The sequence below is a fragment of the Chelativorans composti genome, assembly GCF_039541695.1.
GTDB classification, from domain to species: domain Bacteria; phylum Pseudomonadota; class Alphaproteobacteria; order Rhizobiales; family Rhizobiaceae; genus Chelativorans; species Chelativorans composti.
Genome location: NZ_BAABGS010000021.1, coordinates 1 through 14,422, shown reverse-complemented (window position 1 = coordinate 14,422; position 14,422 = coordinate 1). Strand labels below are relative to the sequence as shown.

The window sequence follows — 14,422 nt, the reverse complement described above, 5'->3', positions numbered from 1 at the left end:
GTGGATGGCGGCGGTCCTGTCAGACGTGCTTCGCCTTGAATTCCGGCTCGACGTGAATGGTTACACGCGCCCCCGGCAGCTGGTCTTCCAGGGCATCCTCGATGCGGTCGCAGATCGCGTGCGACTCCTCCACGGTCATGTCGGAGGGTACGACAAGATGGAATTCGATGAAGCGGGCGCGACCGGCCTCACGCGTCCTGAGGTCGTGGAACTCAAGGGCACCGGCGCTTTCCTCGCGGATTATCCGCTCGACCAGAGCCAGGTCCTCCGCTTCCATGGCGGCGTCCATCAGTCCCTGGACGGAAGAAATCACCAGCCGCCCGCCGTGGAAGATGATCGAGATGGCCATGATGACGGCGAGCAGCGGGTCGAGCCACAGCCAGCCGGTGGCCAGCGCAAGCAGCAGCCCGAGGACGACACCGCCGGAGGTCAGAACGTCTGTCCACAGATGGCGGCCGTCGGCGGCCAGCGCGGGCGAACGCGCCTTGCGCCCCATGCGCATGAGCAGGGTTCCCCAGGCGCCATTGATGACGCTCGCGAGCAGGTTGAGGGCAATGCCCTCGACCGGCGCATCAAGGATGCGCGGCTCGTTGAAGGCCATGATGGCCTCACGAGCGATCAGAGCAGCTGCGATCAGGATCAGGATGCCTTCGATCACGGCCGAAAAGTATTCGACCTTGAAATGCCCGAAGGGATGGTCGTCATCCGCCGGCTTGGCCGCGAGGCGGATGGCATAGAAGACCATCAGGGACGCCACGACGTTGACGATCGACTCCAGCGCGTCGGAGAGCAGGGCCACGGAGCCCGTGAGCTTCCAGGCCAGGAGCTTGAGGGCAAGAACCGCAGTTCCGACGATGATCGTCCAGAAGGACAGGCGACGGACCGTCCTGGCTGACATGCTGGCTCTGTCCTTCCGTTCTTCCAAGCACAAAGACCCAGCCGCAAGGCCGGGCCCGGATCAATTGATAGGTTCAGAATGCGCGCTTCCTAATCCCTGCCGACCCGATTCACAAGAGCGAAATTAGCGACCACCCATGCGCAGAGTGCAGCAGTCGTAACTGAACCCAAACAAGCGTGCCCACCTCTTCCCGCACTGACACCGGCGCTTGCGCTCGACAATCGTGTCCGTCGCGTGAAGGCGATGTTGGGGAAAGGCGGATGCACCGCCTTTCCCCAAGACCCATCAGGCTGCCGCGACCTTCACCTTGCGGGGAAGATGCGCGACGACATTCTCGATCATCTTCATGCCGGCGTTGTGGCCGAGGGTCATGATCGACTCGGGATGGAACTGAACCGCGGCAATCGGCTCGCTCACGTGCTCTATCGCCATGATGATGCCGTCGTCGGTCTCCGCGGTGACGTTGAACTCGCGCGGCAGGGTCGAGGGATCGGCGAAGATCGAGTGATAGCGGCCGACCGTCACCTCCTGCGGGAGGCCCGAGAAGACGATGCTCCTGTTGTCCACGCGGATGCGCGACGGCTTGCCGTGGACCGGCTCATGCAGCTGGCGCAGCTCGCCGCCAAAGGCGAGCGCCAGGGCCTGAAGGCCAAGGCAGACGCCGAAAATGGGCAGGTTGCGGCTGCGCGCCTTACGGATCGTGGCCGTGCAGTCGAAGTCCTGCGGTGTGCCAGGTCCGGGCGAAAGCACCACGAGGTCAGGCTGCAGCCGGTCGAAGATCTCGTCGGGCACCGGCGTGCGAACGGTGGTCACGGTCGCGCCCGTCTGGCGGAAGTAGTTCGCCAGCGTGTGGACGAAAGAGTCCTCGTGGTCCACCAGAAGGATCTTCACGCCTTCGCCCACCTTCTTCACGGCGCGGGTCTCCGGCGCGGCGCCAACCTTGCCGGCGTCACGGATCGCGGCAAGCATCGCGGATGCCTTGAGTTCGGTCTCGGCTTCCTCCTCTTCCGGATTGGAGTCGATGAGAAGGGTCGCGCCGGCGCGAACCTCGGCGATGCCGTCCTTGATGCGGATGGTGCGCAGGGTGAGACCGGTGTTCATGTCGCCATTGAAGTGCACCATGCCAATGGCGCCGCCATACCAGGCGCGCGGGCTCTTCTCGTGCTCCTCAATGAAGCGCATGGCCCAGAGCTTCGGCGCGCCGGTGACGGTCACGGCCCAGGCGTGGCTCAGAAAAGCGTCGAACGCGTCCATGCCCTCGCGCAGGCGACCCTCGATGTGATCCACCGTGTGGATCAGGCGCGAATACATCTCGATCTGGCGGCGACCGATCACGCGGACAGAGCCCGGTTCGCAGACGCGGCTCTTGTCGTTGCGGTCCACATCCGAGCACATGGTCAGCTCAGCCTCGTCCTTCTTGGAGTTGAGGAGCTTGAGGATCTGCTCGGAGTCCTCGATGGCGTCCTGGCCGCGCTTGATGGTGCCGGAGATCGGGCAGGTCTCGACGCGGCGACCGCTCACGCGCACGAACATCTCGGGCGAGGCGCCGATGAGGTACTCGTTCTCGCCGAGATTGATGAAGAAGGAATAGGGAGACGGATTGATCTCCTTCAAGCGGCGGGAGATGGCGGAAGGCTTGTTCTCGCAGCGCTCGAAGAACATCTGGCCGGGAACGACCTCGAACAGGTCGCCGCGACGGAAGCTTTCCTTGGCCTTCTCGACCAGCTTCGCGTATTCGCCGGGCTGGTGATCGCCATGCGGCGGAATGGTCGTGGACGGTACATACGGTACTTCCCTGATCTCGCGGGGAAGCCCTTCGGTCGTGAAGTCCTCGCCCGAGAACTCGTAACGGTCGCGCCATGCGGAAGCGTTGTAGTGGTCGACCACCAGGATCTCGTCGGGGATGTAAAGCAGCAGGTCGCGCTGGCTTGCGGGGCGCTCCAGGTGCAGCTTCACCGGATCGAACTGGAAGGCGAGATCATAGCCGAAGGCGCCATAGAGGCCGAGATTGCTGTCGTTGTCGGTGCGGAACTGGTCCGTGATGGCGCGCAGGACGGTGAAGACGGACGGGGCGCGGGAGCGTTCTTCCTCGGTCAGGACGCGATCGGGCTCCGCCACTGTGAGCTCAACCAGCGAGGGAGAGCGCGAGGTGATGGTCACGACCGGCAGGGCGGCAACCGCGGCCGCAATCGGGCGCAGCATCTGCTCGCCGCGGCGGTTCAGCGCCTCGAGCTTCATGGCGCGTCCGCGGGCAGAGATGGCGACGGGAGGATCGACGATAGCGGTGTCCCAGCGGGTGTAGCGGCCCGGATATTCGTAGTTGGAGGAGAATACCGCCCCGCGGCGGGTGTCCAGGGCATCCACGCATTCGTCGATCGCAGTCGCGTAGTTCACCCCCTGCCGGGACCGGAGAATGACAACTCCCCCCTTGGTCACAAAGCGCTCCGTGCCATCCGGCAACGTCTCAACAGTCATCATGCTCTCCCTTCCTGCGCTGCTCCCAGGAAGCCATACAAAAATGGCCGCCTGGTTCACTACCAGCGGCCATCCGATTTCCCGAAACGATGCGCAAACGATCGCGTGGCCGCTGTTCAGCGAGCCCACCACCACCAGCCGAGGATTGCGATCGTCGTCATCATGGTCCAATCCATAGCTTTGAACGCACGTTCGCGCAACAGGAATTGCGAGGTTCCCGCGCAAATCCGACGACGGCGGGATCAGCCAGGGCCATCACACGGAGCTGTCGGTCTCACTGCTGCCGGTGTCCAAGAAATCGCATCACTAGCCACAGGAAGCTGGCCCATGCCACGCCCAACGACCAACCGGCCAGCACGTCGCTCGGCCAATGGACTCCCAGCATGATGCGCGTGATCCCCACAAGCGCCGGCACGAGAACGGCTACGAACAGGACATAAACCCGCACCCGCGTCTCCCGGTAGAAATGCGCCACCACGACGGCCATGGTCAGATAGATCACCGTGCTCATCATCGCATGGCCGCTCGGGAAGCTGGCCGAGGATGCGCTGTCCAGATGCTCCACAATGTTCGGGCGCGGGCGGTCATAGAACTGCTTGAGCGCGGACGAAATGAGCCAGCCGAGCGCCACGGACAGGAACATAAACAGCGCGGGCCCATACCGCCGCAGGGTCAGCAGGAAACCAACCACCAGCACGAGCGCCAAGATGACGACTGACGTGCTTCCCAGGGCACTCAGCTCGACAACCCTCTTCGGCAGCCACGGCGGACCGATCAGCCGGGACGGGTCCGAGGCATCCCTGAAGAAAAGCAGGAGCGAGACGTCAAAATTGCGGATCTCCCCGTCCGCAACCTTGCCGGCGATGACCAAGAAGAAATAGATCCCCAGCGCGAGGCAGCCGAACACGATTGCAGGCACCACGGCATCCCGGCCAAAGCGCATTCCCTTGAAAAGCGGCAGTTTCGGCGGAGTAAGTTTCTCGTTCTCAAAATTCATTTCTTGCAACCGTACCTTATTGAATAATCGCACCCCCCTGGAGGCAATGTTATTCAGAACAACTTTTTTGCTATTCTTGACAAGACCCGGTTCCTGCACCACCTTGAGGTCATGGTGACCCACGTTTCGCAGAATCGTTGCTTTGTCAGGGTGTGTCCGATCGCCGGACACTAGCCCCGGGGTTCGGCCGCGCCTCCGAACCACGGGGGCGCAGATAATCGCCTGAACGTGGCGGCAAGTCTATCCGAAGGCGCATCAACTTCCATCACCGGATCAACCGGAAAAGTGAGTTTGACGAATGCACAGGAAACCCGGGCCCAAGCCTCGCATCACGCTTTGCAGAACCGACCACGACCGCCTTCTCGGGCTCGCGGAGACCATGGAGGCAAAGGATCCCACCTTCGCCGAAACCATGATCGCTGAACTCGAGCGCGCTCATGTCGTGGATGACAACGCGCTGCCCGCAAAAGTGGTGCGCATGGGATCGACGCTGACCTACACGGCCGATGACGGCGAGCCGCAGACGGTGACGCTGGTCTTCCCTGTCGAGGCCGATATCCAGAAGGGCAAGATTTCCGTGACCACGCCCGTCGGCACCGCGCTGATCGGCCTGTCCGTCGGTCAGTCCATCGACTGGACGGATCGCAGCGGCAAGCTGCACCGGCTGAAAATCGTGTCTGTCCAACCCGAAGGCGCACCGGAAAAGGCAGAAGCGGCAGCGCGATAGCTGCTGCACGCTTCGGTCCGTCTCAACTCCAGGTTTCATCCGTAGCCCTTGCCGCCCGGCAGGGGTTTTGCTTTTTGCCCGTTCACCGCCAGTCTAGGCCGGCCATACACAATGGCAGCCAAGTGTGACGACAACTAATATTCCCGTTCAATAATTGAATATTATCAACATCTTACCGTCTACTCTTCTTGCAATACGTACAATTTTTTATTTGCTTTATAAAGAAGTAATCATGTTCATGAGATGTATCGGCCAGAAAACCACCACAGAATTTCCGCCTAGCCTCCATCCCTGCAGCCGGTCCGAAAAGGCACGAGCCGGGACGGATTGGGGAACAGACGGGGCATGAAAGCCTCCCTTGCGTTTCTCGCCGAGATTTCGCGCACGCGCCAAGGGATCTGGCTGACCTTCCTCAGCGTGCTGACGTCGGTGCAGTCAATCTCGGTCATCCTGCTCCAGCCGGTGCTGGTCTCGGCCTTCGTCCGTACCCTCACGAACCGGCAGGAGATCGTCACGTTGCTCGTCGCGACGCTCGTGGCCACCCCGGTAGCCCTTTATGCCTCGGCTTCAGCCAACAACGCACTACTTCAGCATGTGCGCAAAGCAAGCAAGGAGATCCTGTTCGACTCCATCATCCGCAAGCCGCTCACATTCTTCCACGATCACAACGAGGGATGGGTCGAATCGAGCCTCTCGACCGGGTCGCACGCGGCGCAGACACTTGTTCACGAATCCATCGCCATCTTTTCACGGCTGCTTTTCCTGGCCGGCGCGGCCGTGCTGTTCGCCATCTGGATGAGCCCGTTTTCCGGTACGATTTTCCTTGTGGTCCTGCTCGCCTATCTCTGGCTGTCCCTTTTCCTGTTCAAACGGAATGCGGAGCGCGTACAGCAGGCCGTGCAGTCGACCGCGGCCGTGTCCGCGCAGATCGCCGACGCGATCGCCAATGTCACCGCCATACAGCACAACAACACGTTCGACCATGAGCGGCGGCGGCTCGACCGCTTTCTCAGACTGGAGAAGAGCACCTATCGCGCGTCACAGGCGTCCGTGGACCGGGCTGACGCCACCCAGCGGCTGATCCTTGCGGGCGTACTGGGGGCCTTCCTGATGATCAGCCACAGCGCGAGGACGGCGGGAGACGGCACGTTCCTCGCCCTGTTCGTCCTGACCATGCTGACCTACGGACAACTGGAAAGCACCGGGCGGGCGCTCAATTCCTTCTTCGAGCACTATCATCACCTCGCCTCGGTGCTCACCTCCATCGGTTACCGCCGGCAAGGCGATACCCGACGGCGCGGCGCGGGGTCAGTACCGGCATCGACTTCACGGAAGAGAGCCACCCCTCCCCTCATCCAGGCCGAGAAAGTGAGCTTCGGCTATCGTCCGAGGGAGCAAATCCTGGATCGTGTGGAGCTGGAGATCCGGCCGGGCTCGCATCAACTGATCCACGGCAGCAGCGCGCCGGAAAAACGACCTTCCTCAAGCTCCTGACCGGACAGCTCACGCCGACCGGCGGACGGGTACTCGTGGCAGGCAGGAACGTGCAGGACCTCTCCACGCGGGAGAAGGCGGAAACCTTCTGTATCGTCTCCCAGGGGGCGCCCCTGTTCGACCGTCCGCTCCACGAGAACGTGGCCTACGGACATGCGAACCAGAACCGGGCCGTAATCCTGCAGTTGCTCAGGGAGCTCGGCCTTCGTCCACCGCCCGGCCAGGACGAGGAAGAATGGCTCGACACACCCCTCGGCCGGAACGGATGCAGACTCAGCGGCGGTGAGCGCCAGCGAGTGCTGATCGCACGGGCAATCCTTGCCGCGCGGCCCGTCCTGGTGCTCGATGAAGCGACCTCGGAGCTGGACCCGGAGACCGAGAAAAGGGTGCTGGAGATCATCCATGACCGACTGGCCGGCTGTTCGATCGTGGCCGTCAGCCACCATCCCCACGCGCGGGTCAGCGGCTATGCCAGCCTCTCCCTCTCACGCGCCCGCGCAGCTGCCCGCGCGGCCCAGAGGGCAGCGCCGGGCAGTGCTCAGGAAAGCCCCTCCACATAGCCCTCGGGCGAGAGGAAGATACGTTCTGCCGCGGGCACCCGCGGCAGGCCGGGCATGGTCATGATGTCACCGCAGATGGCGACGACGAACCCTGCACCCGCCGACAGCCGCACCTCGCGGATGGGCACCACATGGCCGGTCGGAGCTCCGAGAACCGACGGATCCGCCGAGAAGGAGTAAGGCGTCTTCGCCATGCAGACCGGGAGATGGCCGTAGCCCTCCTCCTCCCAGCGGCGCAACTGGGCCTGGATCGTGTCGGAGGCCACCACGCCAGCGCCGCGGTAGATGCGCTTGACGATGGTTTCCATCTTTTCAAGCAGCGGCATCTCGTCGACGTAGAGCGGAGCGAAGTTGGAGGCCCCATGCTCCGCGAGCTCCACCACCTTCTGGGCAAGCTCGACCGCACCGGCTGAGCCTTCTGCCCAATGGTTGCAAAGAATGGCCTCGCAGCCCATGCGGGCAACATAGTCCTTCACCGCACGGATTTCTGCCTCGGTATCGGAGTGGAAGTGGTTGATGGCGACGACGAGCGGCACGCCGAACTGCCGCACGTTCTCGATGTGGCGGCCGAGGTTCGGGCACCCGGCCATAACCGCCTCGACATTTTCGGTGCCGAGGTCTTCCTTCCTCACGCCGCCGTTCATCTTGAGGGCGCGGACGGTGGCAACGATCACAGCGGCGGCAGGCTTGAGGCCCGCCTTGCGGCACTTGATGTCAAAGAACTTCTCCGCGCCTAAATCAGCGCCGAAACCCGCCTCCGTCACCACGTAGTCGGCCAGCTTCAGGGCCGTGGTGGTGGCGATGACCGAGTTGCAGCCATGGGCGATGTTGGCAAAGGGACCGCCATGGACGAAAGCCGGGTTGTTCTCGATGGTCTGGACGAGGTTCGGCTGCATGGCCTGACGCAGCAGCACGGCCATGGCGCCATCGGCCTTTAGGTCGCGGGCATAGACCGGCGTCTTGTCGTAGCGGTAGCCGATGATGATGTTGCCGAGCCGCTCCTCGAGGTCCTTCAGGTCGCGCGCGAGACAGAGAATGGCCATGATCTCGGAGGCCACCGTGATGTCGAAGCCGGTCTCGCGCGGGAAGCCGTTGCCGGTCCCCAGTCCGACAACGATGTCGCGCAGGGCGCGGTCGTTCATGTCCATCACGCGGCGCCAGGTGATGCGGCGCGTGTCTATGCCGAGCGAATTGCCCCAGTAGACATGGTTGTCGATCATCGCCGCGAGCAGGTTGTGGGCGGAGGTGATCGCGTGGAAATCGCCCGTGAAGTGAAGGTTGATGTCCTCCATCGGGATCACCTGCGCATAGCCGCCACCGGCCGCGCCGCCCTTCATGCCGAAGCTGGGGCCCAGCGAGGGTTCGCGCACGCAGATGATGGCCTTCTTGCCGATGCGGTTCAGGGCGTCGCCGAGGCCGATCGTGGTCGTTGTCTTGCCCTCGCCCGCGGGCGTCGGGTTGATGGCGGTGACGAGGACGAGCTTGCCGTCCGGCCGGTCGGCCAGCGAGGCGATGAACGCGCTCGACACCTTGGCCTTGTCGTGCCCGTAGGGAAGAAGATGCTCCTGCGGGATGCCCAGCCCAGCGCCGATTTCCTGGATCGGTTTCCAGGACGCCTCACGGGCGATTTCGATGTCGGTCTTCACGTGCGCCATGCACAGCCCTCTTTCGTCAGCGATCCAGAACCTGCCGCAGCTCGACCAGATTCGAGCGGACGCGGAGGATGTAGAAACCCATGGTGGCAAGATGCGTCGGCATGATCCAGCCGTCTTCCCGGCCGTTGGAAATGATGAAGGGCGTGATGTTCAGGGCCGCGCGCAACTGCTGCTCGGTGTCCTTCCAGAGCGTCCCCAGGTTGCGTTGCTGGATCACCTCGCGAAAGTCGGCGTGGGCGGCCTTGAGCAAGCCGTAGTAACCGTAGAGCTGGCCGTAGGCGAACCAGAAGCGGTCATCGGCGCGGAAGTCGAACCAGCCGCCGTTGTGGTTTTCCGACCGCTCGCGCAGGATCGCCGAGGTGGAGCCGAGATCGCCCGCAATGCGGTCGAGGAACTGCATGAGGTTGTCGGCGCGGCCGTCGAAGACCGCCTCGCAGCGCTCAAGACGGGCGTTGAAGTCGCGCAGAGCCCTTCCCGCCGTGCGGTAGAAGGAGGGGGTCGGGGTCTTGGGGCCGAACGGGTTCAGGCCGAAGTACCAGGCATCCTCGCTGAACTGGATGTTTTCGCGGGCCTTCTGCAGGTCGTTGTCGATCTGCGACGTGCCGCGGACGCGGCCCAGCGTGTCGACGAGCTCCACGGCGGTACGGCGGATGGTCTGGTTCACGCCCCGCTGGAAGGCAGCCTTGTTGTCGAAGAAAGGCGTGTGGGTCCAATCAATGCCGAAGAAGCCCAGCTTGTAGAACAGCATCGAAGTGATCCACGCGTTCTGGTCGACGTTGAAGTCGATCAGGTCGGCTGCGACCTGCGCGATCGCCGAAGGCGAACAGATCTGCGCACCGGCGCCCGTGTCGGCAAGCTGCATGCCGGCGGACGTGTTGCGCTCATCGAAGCCGTATTGCTCCGGGTAGTCCGGGTTGAAGTTGGTCCAGACCTGCGTCTGTACCATGAAGTAGATGTTGAGGCCCACGAAGAGCACAACCAGGAAGCCGACGACGATCCGAAGAATCCACCCCCGGCGCGTATACCAGCGCCCGACGGCAGCGAAAGGAGAGAGGATCCAGTGGAGAAGACGCGAAAAGAAACGACCGATCGCTGCGAACAAATACGCCTCCTGCGGCGAAGGGGAACGGCATCAAACGCGCAAGAACCTGTCCCCGTGGACCTTGCTGCACACTGACATATGTCTTTTACATCAAAGCAACAACCGGCGTCACCCGCAGCGTAAGCCCGAAGTTCCAGGCTGTGGAGTGAGGGCTTGGGCATGTGCCACGCGGCTCCTGAAACTTCTCCCCCTGAAACCGGCAGACTGGGGGCGGAATCGGGGAGGCTGCCGCGGCCCGGCCTTCGAAAAATAGCCATCCCGTTGTCCCTCTTGCCTGTGGCAAGGCCAAATTCGCGCTTGCGTTGAGGCGCTGCCATACCGATTATTCCGCCGAACCAAAGTCTCGGGAGATCGTCATGGCAGGCAAGATGGGTTTGGGTGCAGGTTTCGGACTGGTGCTTTCACTGCTCGGGAGCTCCGCATTCGCGGCAGAGCCTGCAGAATGCCGGTCGATCACCTTCTCCGACGTGGGCTGGACGGACATCACCGCCACCACGGCGACCGCATCCGTGATCCTCAAGGCGCTCGGCTACCAGCCCGAGGTGCAGATGCTGTCGGTGCCGGTCACCTATGCCTCGCTCGCCAACAAGGACATCGACGTCTTCCTCGGCAACTGGATGCCGACCATGGAGGCCGACATCGCGCCCTACCGCGAAAAGGGCTCGGTGGAGACGCTCGTCACCAATCTCGAAGGCGCCAAGTACACGCTGGCCGTACCGCAGTACACCTATGACGCCGGGCTGAAATCCTTCGAGGACATCGCCAAGTTCAAGGACGAGCTGAAGGGCAAGATTTATGGCATCGAGCCCGGCAACGACGGCAACCGGTTGATCCTCAGCATGATCGAGGAAAATAAGTTCGGCCTCGCCGGCTTTGAACTGGTGGAGAGCTCGGAAGCCGGCATGCTCTCGCAGGTGAGCCGTGCCATCCAGCGCAAGGAGCCCATCGTGTTCCTGGGCTGGGAGCCGCATCCCATGAACGCCAAGTTCGACATGGCCTATCTGGAAGGCGGGGACGATGTGTTCGGCCCTGACTACGGCGGCGCGACGGTGCTCACCAATGTGTGGACCGGCTTTACCGAACAGTGCCCGAACGTCGGACAGTTCCTGAAGAATCTCGTCTTCTCGCTCGACATGGAGAACGAGATCATGGGTGCCATCCTCGACGAAGGCGCCGATCCGCAGGAAGCTGCCTCCGCCTGGCTGCAGCGCAATCCGGATGCGATCGAGCCCTGGCTCAACGGCGTGACCACCTTCGACGGCGGCGATGCGGTGGCGGCCGTCAAACAGGCTCTCGGACTTTGATCCTGCACTGTTTCTTGCGGCTCAGCGCGGCTGCGCGCGGGGCCGCATCCCTTCCTCCCCACGGCGGCAAATGAGCGCCGGACCTTCCCTCCAGGGGTTCAAATGGTCTAATTCGTGGTTTATCCACGCAAACCGGCTTGCGGTTTTCTGGAATTGCTCGAACGCTCCAACTAAAGGAATGAGGGCTTTCAACGGCCTCAAGGATGCGCACCGCCAATGGATGACCCGATAACTGCCTGGATCTCCACCTGGAAAATCCCGCTCGGCCGGTGGGGGCGCGAGTTCTTTGAGTTCCTGACTGCGCATTTCGCCTGGTTCTTCGACAATCTCGCCGCCGGTCTGGACAGCGTGCTCAGCGGGCTGGTGGAACTGCTGCTGGCGGTGCCGGCGTCCGTGGTGGTGATCGCGGTGACTGGGTTTGCCTTCCTGCTGCAGCGATCCTGGCGGCTCACCATCGGAACCCTGATCGGGCTGCTTCTCATCATCAACCAGGGGCTCTGGCGCGAGGCCGTGGAGACGCTGGTGCTCGTGGTGGCGGCAACCGCCGTGTCGATGATGATCGGCGTTCCGGTCGGTATCTGGGCTGCCCACAGCGAGCGCATCTACGGGATCATCCGGCCGGTGCTCGACCTCATGCAGACGCTGCCGACCTTCGTCTATCTGATTCCCGTACTCATCCTGTTCGGGCTGGGCGCGGCACCGGGGCTAATCGTCACCGTCATCTTCGCGATTCCCGCGCCCATCCGGTTGACCTACCTGGGGATCACTTCGGTACCGGCGCCGCTGCGCGAGGCAGGTGTCGCCTTTGGCGCGACCAAGATGCAGCTCCTGCGGAAGGTGGAACTGCCGGCTGCCCTGCCCTCGATCATGGCCGGCATGACCCAGTGCATCATGCTGTCGCTTTCCATGGTGGTGATCGCCGCGCTGATCGGCGCGAACGGCCTCGGCAAGCCCGTGGTGCGCGCGCTCAACAGCGTCAACATTCCGCTCGGCATCGAGGCGGGACTGGCGATCGTCGTCCTCGCCATCATCCTTGACCGCATCACCCGGCTGGGCCGGAGGCCGGTGAAATGAAGGCGGCCATCGAATTCCGCAACGTCGATGTAGTCTTCGGCAGCGAGAATCAGCGCAAGGCTGCGCTGCCTCTCATCGACGCCGGCAAGAGCCGTGAGGAGATCGCGCAGGAGACCGGCGCCGTGGTCGGCTGCGCGGGCATCAACCTCACGGTCAAGCACGGCGAGATTTCCGTGCTGATGGGGCTTTCCGGCTCGGGCAAGTCAACGCTGCTGCGCTCGGTCAACGGGCTGACCAGGGTGGAGCGCGGCGAAGTGCTGGTAGACGGGGGCGGCGGCAAGGCCATTTCCGTCGGCAAGGCCTCGGACGACGAGCTGCGCAAGCTCCGGCGCGAAGGCGTGGCCATGGTATTCCAGCAGTTCGCACTGCTGCCCTGGCGGACGGTGGCGCAGAACGTTGGTTTCGGGCTGGAGCTCGCCGGCCTCTCCAAGCCGGAGCGGCAGGAACGCGTGATGGAACAGCTGAAACTGGTGGGCCTTGAGGACTGGGCAAACCGCTACGCGCACGAGCTTTCGGGCGGCATGCAGCAACGCGTGGGGCTTGCCCGGGCGCTGGCGACAGAGGCGCCGATCCTGCTCATGGACGAGCCTTTCTCGGCGCTGGACCCGCTGATCCGCGCCAAGCTGCAGGACGAGCTCATGCAGCTGCAGCAGCGGCTCAAGAAGACGATCCTATTCGTGAGCCACGACCTGGAAGAGGCGCTCAAGATCGGCAACCGCATTTCCATCATGCAGAGCGGGCGGATCGTGCAGTCGGGCAAGCCGGAGGAGATCGTGCTCAATCCGGCCAACGATTACGTGCGCGAATTCGTCTCGCATGTGAACCCGCTGTCGGTGCTGACCGCCGCCAACGTGATGCGCGACGTCAAGGAGCTGGAACCCGCCGGTGACAGCTGGGTGTGGCTGGACCGCCGCAGAACGACACGCTTCAGGCTCGACAGGAACATGCTTGTGGTCGGCGCCGAGTCGAACGGGAGGCCCGCGGACTGGATCTCCTGCGAGGACAAGAGCATGATCCCTCCCGGCCGCAATGTCGTGTACTGGGCGCAGGCGGGAACGCCGCTCAAGATCGTGATGCACGCCATGCACCAGTCGCAGACGGCGCCGGTTGCGGTGTTCGACGAGGCCAGCCGCTTCCTGGGCTCGATCGGCGTGCGCGACACGCTGCGGGCCGTCATGCGGACGCGCGACGACGGCATCATTCTTGAGGACTGACCAGGCCTTGGCACGGGACCTGATCCTGATCACCGACCCAGACGACCCGCGGATAGCCGCCTACCGCGACATCCGCGAGCGTGATCTCGTGGGGCGCGAGGGCAAGTTCGTCGCTGAGGGCAAGACGGTCCTAAACGTTCTCTTCTCCAATGCCCGGTTCGAGGCGGATTCCGTCTTCCTGCGGGAGAACCGGGTGGAAGGTGCTCAGGCCCTGCTCGAACGGGTTCCGCAGCACGTGCCAGTCTATGTCGCGAGCGGCGAGGTGATGGACCGGATCGCCGGGTTCCATATGCACCGGGGCGTGCTTGCCATCGGTCGCAGGGTGGACACACCCGGCGTCGAAAATCTGCTCGACAGCCTGCCGGAGGATGCGCTGGTGGTGGCGCTCGCCGGAATCGCCAACCACGACAATATGGGCTCGATCTTCCGCAACGCGGCCGCCTTCGGCGCGGATGCGGTGGTGATGGACCAGGGGTCGTGCGATCCGCTGTACCGGAAGGCGATACGGGTATCCGTAGGTGCCGCGCTCAAGGTGCCCTTCGCGCGCGAGGGTTCTGCCGAAGGGATGGTGGATGCTCTGATGGCGCGCGGCTTCGAGGTGCTGGCGATGAGCCCGCACGGGACGGTTGACATGACAGAGGTGAAGCCCAGCAAGCGGATGGCGCTGCTGCTCGGCGCTGAAGGGCCGGGTTTGCCCCCTCACCTCCTCGAGCGGCTCACCAGCGTGCGGATCGCCATGCGGCACGATTTCGACAGTCTCAACGTGGCAGCGGCCTCGGCCATCGCGTTGCACCGGCTGTGGCGGGGAGAGAAGCGCTGAACATCGCCAGAGAATGCAAAGTCAGCTCGGTCAGGATGAGAACGGCGGTGAGAAACTAGTCCACGGAAGCGGCGGCATGGAGCTGCTGCGGGCGGTGTAAAA

The 14,422-nt window shown here is 63.3% G+C and carries 12 protein-coding genes; 7 read left to right on the top strand and 5 right to left on the bottom strand.

Annotated features, from left to right (window positions below):
• Nucleotides 1–19 precede the first annotated feature (19 nt).
• From ABD906_RS08530 to ABD906_RS08520, 3 genes are all read right to left on the bottom strand, one after another.
• The gene (locus tag ABD906_RS08530; protein WP_345099087.1) at nt 20–898 is read right to left on the bottom strand and encodes a cation diffusion facilitator family transporter; all 879 of its coding nucleotides are present in this window, start codon (nt 896–898) and stop codon (nt 20–22) included.
• 285 nt (nt 899–1,183) lie between these two features.
• Nucleotides 1,184–3,373 carry an anthranilate synthase gene (locus ABD906_RS08525; RefSeq protein WP_345099237.1) on the bottom strand — a complete coding sequence of 730 codons (2,190 nt, stop codon included), beginning with the start codon at nt 3,371–3,373 and terminating at the stop codon, nt 1,184–1,186.
• Nucleotides 3,374–3,647: 274 nt separating this feature from the next.
• On the bottom strand, nt 3,648–4,493 hold the full coding sequence (locus tag ABD906_RS08520) for a phosphatase PAP2 family protein (protein ID WP_345099086.1): 846 nt from the start codon (nt 4,491–4,493) through the stop codon (nt 3,648–3,650).
• Nucleotides 4,494–4,668: 175 nt separating this feature from the next.
• Here ABD906_RS08520 and rnk point away from each other — a divergent pair, with 175 nt between their 5' ends.
• The 3 genes from rnk to ABD906_RS08505 all read left to right on the top strand — a co-directional run bounded on the left by rnk (nt 4,669) and on the right by ABD906_RS08505 (nt 7,151).
• Nucleotides 4,669–5,097 (top strand): nucleoside diphosphate kinase regulator, encoded by a 429-nt coding sequence (rnk, locus tag ABD906_RS08515; protein ID WP_345099085.1) that lies wholly within the window; start codon nt 4,669–4,671, stop codon nt 5,095–5,097.
• 345 nt (nt 5,098–5,442) lie between these two features.
• Complete coding sequence (locus ABD906_RS08510) at nt 5,443–6,591, top strand: ABC transporter transmembrane domain-containing protein (protein WP_345099084.1); 1,149 nt, start codon at nt 5,443–5,445, stop codon at nt 6,589–6,591.
• Nucleotides 6,588–7,151: an ATP-binding cassette domain-containing protein gene (locus tag ABD906_RS08505; RefSeq protein WP_345099236.1), complete on the top strand. Its 564-nt coding sequence runs from the start codon at nt 6,588–6,590 to the stop codon at nt 7,149–7,151. Before ABD906_RS08510 ends, ABD906_RS08505 begins: the two co-directional genes overlap by 4 nt.
• Here the strand turns inward: ABD906_RS08505 and ABD906_RS08500 are convergent.
• Both ABD906_RS08500 and ABD906_RS08495 read right to left on the bottom strand, forming a co-directional pair.
• Nucleotides 7,130–8,806: a formate--tetrahydrofolate ligase gene (locus ABD906_RS08500; RefSeq protein WP_345099083.1), complete on the bottom strand. Its 1,677-nt coding sequence runs from the start codon at nt 8,804–8,806 to the stop codon at nt 7,130–7,132. The genes ABD906_RS08505 and ABD906_RS08500 overlap by 22 nt on opposite strands.
• 16 nt (nt 8,807–8,822) lie before the next feature.
• A complete protein-coding gene (locus tag ABD906_RS08495) occupies nt 8,823–9,908 on the bottom strand; it encodes a DUF2333 family protein (RefSeq protein ID WP_345099082.1) in 1,086 nt (361 codons plus the stop codon).
• Nucleotides 9,909–10,264: 356 nt separating this feature from the next.
• Here ABD906_RS08495 and ABD906_RS08490 point away from each other — a divergent pair, with 356 nt between their 5' ends.
• From ABD906_RS08490 to ABD906_RS08475, 4 genes are all read left to right on the top strand, one after another.
• Nucleotides 10,265–11,212: a choline ABC transporter substrate-binding protein gene (locus ABD906_RS08490; protein ID WP_345099081.1), complete on the top strand. Its 948-nt coding sequence runs from the start codon at nt 10,265–10,267 to the stop codon at nt 11,210–11,212.
• A 216-nt stretch (nt 11,213–11,428) separates the two neighbouring features.
• Nucleotides 11,429–12,286 carry a choline ABC transporter permease subunit gene (gene choW, locus ABD906_RS08485; protein WP_345099080.1) on the top strand — a complete coding sequence of 286 codons (858 nt, stop codon included), beginning with the start codon at nt 11,429–11,431 and terminating at the stop codon, nt 12,284–12,286.
• A complete protein-coding gene (choV, locus tag ABD906_RS08480) occupies nt 12,283–13,500 on the top strand; it encodes a choline ABC transporter ATP-binding protein (protein ID WP_345099079.1) in 1,218 nt (405 codons plus the stop codon). The genes choW and choV overlap by 4 nt, the downstream gene beginning before the upstream one ends.
• 7 nt (nt 13,501–13,507) lie before the next feature.
• Nucleotides 13,508–14,320 carry a TrmH family RNA methyltransferase gene (locus ABD906_RS08475; RefSeq protein WP_345099078.1) on the top strand — a complete coding sequence of 271 codons (813 nt, stop codon included), beginning with the start codon at nt 13,508–13,510 and terminating at the stop codon, nt 14,318–14,320.
• Nucleotides 14,321–14,422: the final 102 nt, after the last annotated feature.

What these genes read in the sequence shown, in the direction of transcription:
- ABD906_RS08530 (WP_345099087.1), bottom strand. Translation starts at nt 898, where the DNA reads ATGTCAGCCAGGACGGTCCGTCGCCTGTCCTTCTGGACGATCATCGTC.
- ABD906_RS08525 (WP_345099237.1), bottom strand. Translation starts at nt 3,373, where the DNA reads ATGACTGTTGAGACGTTGCCGGATGGCACGGAGCGCTTTGTGACCAAG.
- rnk (WP_345099085.1), top strand. Translation starts at nt 4,669, where the DNA reads ATGCACAGGAAACCCGGGCCCAAGCCTCGCATCACGCTTTGCAGAACC.
- ABD906_RS08510 (WP_345099084.1), top strand. Translation starts at nt 5,443, where the DNA reads ATGAAAGCCTCCCTTGCGTTTCTCGCCGAGATTTCGCGCACGCGCCAA.
- ABD906_RS08500 (WP_345099083.1), bottom strand. Translation starts at nt 8,806, where the DNA reads ATGGCGCACGTGAAGACCGACATCGAAATCGCCCGTGAGGCGTCCTGG.
- ABD906_RS08490 (WP_345099081.1), top strand. Translation starts at nt 10,265, where the DNA reads ATGGCAGGCAAGATGGGTTTGGGTGCAGGTTTCGGACTGGTGCTTTCA.
- choW (WP_345099080.1), top strand. Translation starts at nt 11,429, where the DNA reads ATGGATGACCCGATAACTGCCTGGATCTCCACCTGGAAAATCCCGCTC.
- choV (WP_345099079.1), top strand. Translation starts at nt 12,283, where the DNA reads ATGAAGGCGGCCATCGAATTCCGCAACGTCGATGTAGTCTTCGGCAGC.